Raw genomic sequence first — 7,345 nt, 5'->3', positions numbered from 1 at the left:
CACCCGCTACGACAAACGCGCCCGCCACTACCAAGCCATGGTCACCCTCGCCTGCCTCCTGCTCTGGCTGCCCTGACTTTGCGGACACGACCTAGGGGATGTCTCGCCGCTCACGCCGGGCTCGCGGCGCCTGGTGCCGCACCTCGCCGCGTTGTCGTCACTCCCCGATGCTCCGCATCGGTTCCCTCCTCCGCCTTGCGATGGACGGCACCAGACGCCGCTCCCTGATCCGGCCTGATCGACGAGACACCCCCTGGGGCCCGCCGGCGGCCCTCACCCCTGGGGCTCGAGGTCCTCCTCCTCGAACACCAGCAGCGTGCGCGTGCTGAGCACCTCGGGGATCGCCTGGAGCCGGGTCAGGACCACCTCGCGCAGCGCCCGGTTGTCCGGGGTGTGCACCAGCAGCAGGACGTCGAAGTCCCCGCCCACCAAGGCGATGTGGGACGCGCCGGGCAGCTGCCGCAGCTGCTCGCGCACCGTCCGCCAGGAGTTCTGCACGATCTTCAGCGTGATGTACGCGGACGTACCCTGCCCGGCCCGCTCGTGGTCGACGCGGGCCCCGAACCCGCGGATGACGCCGTCCTCGACGAGACGGTTGATGCGCGCGTAGGCGTTGGCGCGCGAGACGTGGACCCGCTCGGCGACGGACCGTATCGAGGCGCGGCCGTCCGTCTGGAGCATCTTGAGGATGTCGTGATCGATGGCGTCCAACGGCCGAGCGGGTGGCAGCCCAGGGCCGCCGGCCGGGCTCACCGGTGCCGGCGGGGTCGCCGCGGAGCCCGCGGGATCGGCCATTTGTTCAGATGCCATGTCCCCCCACCTTCCTGCCGTGGACGTACTGCGTTCATCCCAAGCTGTGGAGAACCGTTTGTCCACAGCCTGAGGCCACCCGTAGCCAAAATGTGCCGACGACCGAACAATCGGTAGGTGAGGCGCATCACAGAGGCTGCGCCTACAGCCGCCCCATGAGGAGGTGCCGTCATGACGGTCATGGAGCAGCGAGGCGCTTACAAGCCCTCGCCGCCGCCCGCCTGGCAGCCCCGCACGGATCCCGCGCCGTTGCTGCCCGACACCGAGCCCTACCGGGTCCTCGGCACCGAGGCCGCCGCCAAGGCCGACCCCGCGCTGCTGCGCCGCCTGTACGCGCACCTGGTGCGCGGACGCCGCTACAACGCCCAGGCCACCGCCCTCACCAAGCAGGGCCGGCTCGCCGTCTACCCCTCCACCACCGGCCAGGAGGCCTGCGAGGTCGCCGCCGCCCTGGTGCTGCAGGAGCAGGACTGGCTCTTCCCCAGCTACCGCGACACGCTCGCCGCCGTGGTCCGCGGAGTCGACCCCGTCGAGGCGCTCACCCTGCTGCGCGGCGACTGGCACACCGGCTACGACCCCTACGAGCACCGCGTCGCCCCGCTGTGCACCCCGCTGGCCACCCAGCTCCCGCACGCCGTCGGTCTCGCGCACGCCGCCCGCCTCAAGGGCGACGACGTGGTCGCCCTCGCCCTGGTCGGCGACGGCGGCACCAGCGAGGGCGACTTCCACGAAGCGCTGAACTTCGCCGCCGTCTGGCAGGCCCCGGTCGTCTTCCTGGTGCAGAACAACGGCTTCGCCATCTCGGTACCGCTCGCCAAGCAGACCGCCGCGCCCTCCCTGGCGCACAAGGCCGTCGGCTACGGCATGCCCGGCCGCCTCGTCGACGGCAACGACGCCGCCGCCGTGCACGAGGTCCTCACCGACGCCGTGCGGCACGCGCGTGCCGGCGGCGGTCCCACCCTCGTCGAGGCGATCACCTACCGCGTGGACGCCCACACCAACGCCGACGACGCCACCCGCTACCGAGGCGACGGCGAGGTCGACGCCTGGCGCGCGCACGACCCGATCCAGCTGCTTGAGCACGAGCTGACCGAGCGCGGACTCCTCGACGAGGCCGTCATCGAGGCCGCCCGCCAGGACGCCGAGGCCATGGCCGCCGACCTGCGCGAGCGCATGAACCGCGACCCGCAGCTCGACCCCGCCGACCTGTTCGACCATGTCTTCGCCGAGCCCACACCCCAACTGCGCGAGCAGCGTGCGTTGCTGGAGGCCGAGCTGGCCGCCGAGCACGAGGCCGGCCAGGAAGGGAACCACCGATGACGACCGTCGCCGTCAAGCCCGCCACCATGGCGCAGGCCCTCACCCGCGCGCTGCGCGACGCGCTGGCGGCCGACCCCGCCGTGCACGTCATGGGCGAGGACGTCGGCACCCTCGGCGGCGTCTTCCGCGTCACCGACGGCCTGGCCAAGGAGTTCGGCGACGACCGCGTCACCGACACCCCGCTCGCGGAGGCCGGCATCCTCGGCACCGCCGTCGGCATGGCCATGTACGGCCTGCGCCCGGTCGTCGAGATGCAGTTCGACGCCTTCGCCTATCCCGCGTTCGAGCAGCTCATCAGCCATGTCGCCCGCATGCGCAACCGCACGCGCGGCAAGATGCCCCTGCCGATCACCATCCGCGTCCCCTACGGCGGCGGCATCGGCGGCGTCGAGCACCACAGCGACTCCTCCGAGGCGTACTACATGGCGACTCCGGGGCTCCATGTCGTCACGCCCGCGACCGTCGCCGACGCCTACGGGCTGCTGCGCGCGGCCATCGCCTCCGACGACCCGGTGATCTTCCTCGAACCCAAGCGGCTGTACTGGTCCAAGGACTCCTGGAACGCCGAGGAGCCCACGCCCGTGGAGCCGATAGGGCGCGCGGTGGTGCGCCGCCCCGGCAGCAGCGCCACGCTGATCACCTACGGCCCGTCGGTGCCCGTGTGTCTGGAGGCCGCCGAGGCCGCCCGCGCCGAGGGCTGGGACCTCGAGGTCGTCGACCTGCGCTCCCTGGTGCCGTTCGACGACGAGACCGTGTGCGCGTCCGTGCGGCGCACCGGGCGCGCGGTCGTCGTCCACGAGTCGGGCGGCTTCGGCGGCCCGGGCGGGGAGATCGCGGCCCGTGTCACCGAGCGCTGCTTCCACCACCTGGAGGCGCCGGTGCTGCGCGTCGCCGGTTTCGACATCCCCTACCCGCCGCCCATGCTGGAGCGGCACCATCTTCCCGGCGTCGACCGGATCCTGGACGCCGTGGCGCGTCTGCAGTGGGAGGCCGAGGGCTGATGGCACAGGTGCTGGAGTTCAAGCTGCCCGACCTCGGCGAGGGGCTCACCGAGGCGGAGATCGTGCGCTGGCTGGTCCAGGTCGGTGACGTCGTCGCCGTCGACCAGCCCGTCGTCGAGGTGGAGACCGCCAAGGCGATGGTCGAGGTGCCCTGCCCCTACGGCGGTGTGGTCACCGCCCGCTTCGGCGAGGAGGGCGCGGAACTGCCCGTCGGGGCACCCCTGCTGACGGTAGCCGTCGGCGCGCCCGCCTCCGGTGGCGACAGCGGCGACGTGCACGCCGGGGACGCCCGGTCCGCCGCCGCCGAGGGCTCGCGGGCGGGCGCGGGCACCGCCGAAGGCTCGGGCAACGTCCTCGTCGGCTACGGCACCGGCGCGCCCCCCGCCCGTCGCCGCCGGGTGCGGCCGACCGGACTCACCGGGCCGGGCACACCGGGCGGCGCGTCCACGCCCGGCCGTGGCACGCCGGGGTCCGACCGGGCGTCCGGGGCGGTCCGGCCGGAGCCGGGCCTGGCGGGCTTCCGGGAGCCGGGGATCGTCCAGCCCGACACCCCGCACCCCGAGGGCGCCGCCGACCGGCCGCACACCGAGGGCCCCGTGCCCGTCATCTCGCCCCTGGTGCGACGACTCGCCCGCGAAGGCGGCCTGGACCTGCGGGAACTGCACGGTTCCGGACCCGACGGGCTGATCCTGCGCGCGGACGTCGAGTACGCGCTGCGGGCCGCGGCCGCGCCGCCGAACCGGCCGGCCGCCGCGCCCTCCACGCGGGGGACGAGCGTGTCCGCCGGCGCTCCGGCGCCGACCACCGCCGCCTCCCGGGCCACGTCCGCGCCCGCTTCCCGGGTTTCGTCCGCGCCCGTCGGTGGGATCCGCACGCCTCTCAAGGGTGTCCGCGGAGCCGTCGCCGACAAGCTGTCCCGCAGCCGCCGGGAGATCCCCGACGCGACCTGCTGGGTCGACGCCGACGCGACCGAGCTGATGCGGGCCCGCGCCGCGATGAACGCCACCGGCGGACCGAAGATCTCCCTGATCGCGGTGCTGGCCCGGATCTGCACGGCCGCCCTCGCCCGTTTCCCCGAGCTGAACTCCACCGTCGACACCGAGGCCAGGGAGATCGTCCAGCTCGACCAGGTGCACCTCGGGTTCGCCGCGCAGACCGATCGCGGGCTGGTCGTGCCCGTCGTCCGGGACGCGCACGCCCGGGACGCCGAGTCGCTCACGGCGGAGTTCGCCCGGCTGACCGAGTCGGCTCGGACCGGGACGCTCACGCCCGCCGAACTGACCGGCGGCACCTTCACGCTGAACAACTACGGCGTGTTCGGCGTCGACGGCTCCACGCCGATCATCAACCACCCCGAGGCGGCCATGCTCGGCGTCGGCCGGATCATCCCCAAACCGTGGGTCCACGAAGGTGAACTGGCGGTCCGCCAGGTCGTCCAGCTCTCGCTCACCTTCGACCACCGGGTGTGCGACGGCGGCACGGCGGGCGGCTTCCTGCGGTACGTCGCCGACTGCGTGGAACAACCGGCGGTGCTGCTGCGCACCCTGTGACAACGGCGCGGCGGAGCACCGGGCGGTGAGGTGAGCCGGGGTGTCGGCCTCCACGGCCGGGGGATCGGCGTCCACGGCCGGGGTGCCGGGGGACGTGGCCGGGGTGCCGGGGTTCGCGGCCACAGTGCCGTGGGTCCGGCACCACGGCCCCATCCCCGGCGTTCCCTCCCGCCCCCGCCCCCGCCCCCGCCCCCGCCCCCGCCCCCGCCCGCGCCGTCCGCCGTGTCCACGGGGGCGCTCCCGCGTTCCCTGTGATCGTCCGGCGCGCGCATACTCGGGGGGTGACCGCCTACGAGTCCCCCGGCCCCGGCGACGGCTCCGCCCCGGACGGCTACGACGCCGTCGTCCTGGCCGGTGGTGCCGCCCGGCGGCTCGGCGGCGCCGACAAACCCGGCGTGCGCGTGGGCGGGCGGCCCCTGCTCGACCGCGTCCTCGCGGCCTGCGCCGACGCCCGCACCACCGTCGTGGTCGCCGACCCCCGGCCCACGGCCCGCCCGGTCATCTGGGCCCGCGAGGAACCGCCCGGCGGCGGCCCGCTCGCAGCTCTCGGAGCCGGGCTGCGGCACACCGCGGCCGACCGGGTCCTGCTCCTCTCCGCCGACCTGCCCTTCCTGGACCGGCACAGTGTCGCCCGGCTGCTCACCGCCCTGCGGGAGACCCGCACCGACGGCGTGCTGCTCAGCGACCCCGACGGCCGGGACCAGCCGCTCGTCGCCGCCTACCGCGCCGCCGGCCTGCGCCGCGCCCTGACCCGCCTCAACACCGAGCACGGCGGTCTCAGCGGCCTGCCCCTGCGGCGGCTCACCGCCCTCCTCGACCTCACCCGCATCACCGACCCGGTCGCGTCCTTCGACTGCGACACCTGGGACGACATCGCCACCGCCAGAGCACGCATCAGGGAGCATGGGCACGTGTTGGATGAATGGATCTCCACGGTCAAGGACGAGCTGGGCATCGACCTCGACGTCGACACCGGCGTCCTGCTCGACCTCGCCCGCGACGCGGCCCACGGCGTGGCCCGGCCCGCGGCCCCGCTGACCACCTTCCTCGTCGGCTACGCGGCCGCCCGCGCCGGAGGCGGCCCGCAGGCCGTCGCCGACGCCGCCCACAAGGTTGCGGCCCTCGCCCAGCGCTGGGCCGGAGAGGGCGAGGACAAGCCCGACGTGGCGCCCGACGCCACGCCCGACACCCGCCCGGACGCCGGATGACCGCCGGGGGTGTCCGGGACGAGCGGGACGCCGACGACCTCGACGTCGAGGAGGCGCTCGCCCTGGTGAAGGACCAGCCCCTGCGCGACCGGACCCGCGCGGAGCGGGCCGGCCACGGCTCCGGCGACCACGTTCCCGCACCCGCCTCCGGAGCCGAGGTGCCGAGCCGGCACGGCCACGCCGACGCGCACGCCCGTCACAAGGCCACCCCCTGGCCCGACGCCCGGGCGATCGCCGCCCGCGCCGGACGGCGGCGCGACCCGCGCGAGGCGACCGTCTCCGTACCGCTGGCCGACGCCCTCGGCCTCAGCCTGGCCACCCCGCTCACCGCCCTCACCGACCTTCCGTCCTTCGACACCTCGGCGATGGACGGCTGGGCGGTCGCCGGGCCGGGCCCCTGGGACGTCCGCGAGACCGGCGTGCTCGCGGGGCACGGCGCACCCGCACCGCTGGTCGACGGCGAGGCCGTCCGTATCGCGACCGGCGCACGCGTCCCCGCGGACACCACCGCCGTGCTCCGCAGCGAACACGGCCGCATCGACGACAAGGGCCGGCTCCACGCCACCCGGGAGATGGGTACCGGCCAGGACATCCGCCCCCGCGGCCAGGAGTGCCGCAGCGGTGACCAGTTGCTGCCCGCCGGTGCCCTCGTCACTCCGGCGGTCCTAGGGCTGGCCGCCGCCGCCGGGTACGACACCCTCACCGCCGTACGCCGACCGCGGGTCGATCTGCTCGTCCTCGGGGACGAACTGCTCACCGAAGGGCTGCCGCACGACGGGCTGATCCGCGACGCCCTGGGCCCGCTGCTGCCGCCGTGGCTGCGCGCGCTCGGCGCCGAGGTCACCGCCGTCCGACGGCTCGGGGACGACGCCGAGGCCCTGCACACGGCCGTCACCACCTCGGACGCCGACCTGATCGTCACCACCGGCGGCACCGCCGCGGGCCCCGTCGACCACGTCCACCCCACGCTGCGCCGCATCGGCGCCGAACTGCTGGTCGACGGCGTCAAGGTACGTCCCGGGCACCCGATGCTGCTCGCCCGTCTCCAGGACGGCCGGCACCTCGTCGGGCTCCCCGGCAACCCGCTCGCCGCGGTCTCCGGCCTGCTCACGCTCGCCCAGCCGTTGGTGCGTGCGCTCGCGGCCCATCCGGTGCCCGAGGGGTACACGCTGCCGCTGCGGGAGGCAGTGCACGGCCACCCGTACGACACGCGACTCGTCCCCGTCGTCCTGCGGGGCGATCAGGCCGTGCCGCTGCACTACAACGGGCCGGCCATGCTGCGCGGTATCGCGGCGGCGGACGCCCTCGCCGTCGTCCCGCCGGGAGGAGCCCAGCAGGGCCAGGAGACCGAGATGCTCGACCTGCCGTGGGCGACCGCGGGCATCGGCGTCTGTTTCACGTGAAACGGTGCGGCCTGCTCTCTTTCACGTGAAACGGTGCGGCTGAGGCTGTTTCA

6 protein-coding genes are annotated in these 7,345 nt (G+C 74.9%); 5 read left to right on the top strand and 1 reads right to left on the bottom strand.

The features are described 5' to 3' along the window. Positions 1–273 precede the first annotated feature (273 nt). Entirely contained in the window at positions 274–810 is a 537-nt protein-coding gene (locus tag ACZ64A_RS31170; RefSeq protein ID WP_469815130.1) for an Lrp/AsnC family transcriptional regulator, read from the bottom strand. Positions 811–981: 171 nt separating this feature from the next. Between ACZ64A_RS31170 and pdhA the strand changes: the two genes are divergently transcribed. From pdhA to ACZ64A_RS31145, 5 genes are all read left to right on the top strand, one after another. Continuing rightward, positions 982–2,130, top strand: a complete 1,149-nt coding sequence (gene pdhA, locus ACZ64A_RS31165; protein ID WP_469815129.1) for a pyruvate dehydrogenase (acetyl-transferring) E1 component subunit alpha — start codon at positions 982–984, stop codon at positions 2,128–2,130. Continuing rightward, positions 2,127–3,131 carry an alpha-ketoacid dehydrogenase subunit beta gene (locus ACZ64A_RS31160; protein ID WP_469815127.1) on the top strand — a complete coding sequence of 335 codons (1,005 nt, stop codon included), beginning with the start codon at positions 2,127–2,129 and terminating at the stop codon, positions 3,129–3,131. Before pdhA ends, ACZ64A_RS31160 begins: the two co-directional genes overlap by 4 nt. Beyond that, entirely contained in the window at positions 3,131–4,681 is a 1,551-nt protein-coding gene (locus tag ACZ64A_RS31155) for a dihydrolipoamide acetyltransferase family protein (protein WP_469815125.1), read from the top strand. Before ACZ64A_RS31160 ends, ACZ64A_RS31155 begins: the two co-directional genes overlap by 1 nt. Positions 4,682–4,962: 281 nt before the next feature. Then, positions 4,963–5,889 carry an NTP transferase domain-containing protein gene (locus ACZ64A_RS31150; protein WP_469815124.1) on the top strand — a complete coding sequence of 309 codons (927 nt, stop codon included), beginning with the start codon at positions 4,963–4,965 and terminating at the stop codon, positions 5,887–5,889. Continuing rightward, positions 5,886–7,292, top strand: coding sequence for a molybdopterin molybdotransferase MoeA (locus ACZ64A_RS31145; RefSeq protein ID WP_469815123.1), 1,407 nt, complete (start codon positions 5,886–5,888; stop codon positions 7,290–7,292). Before ACZ64A_RS31150 ends, ACZ64A_RS31145 begins: the two co-directional genes overlap by 4 nt. Positions 7,293–7,345: the final 53 nt, after the last annotated feature.

The sequence above is a fragment of the Streptomyces sp. NPDC104814 genome, from assembly GCF_055583185.1.
Note: the sequence above shows the minus strand (reverse complement) of the source record. Positions and strands in the feature narration are given on the sequence as shown.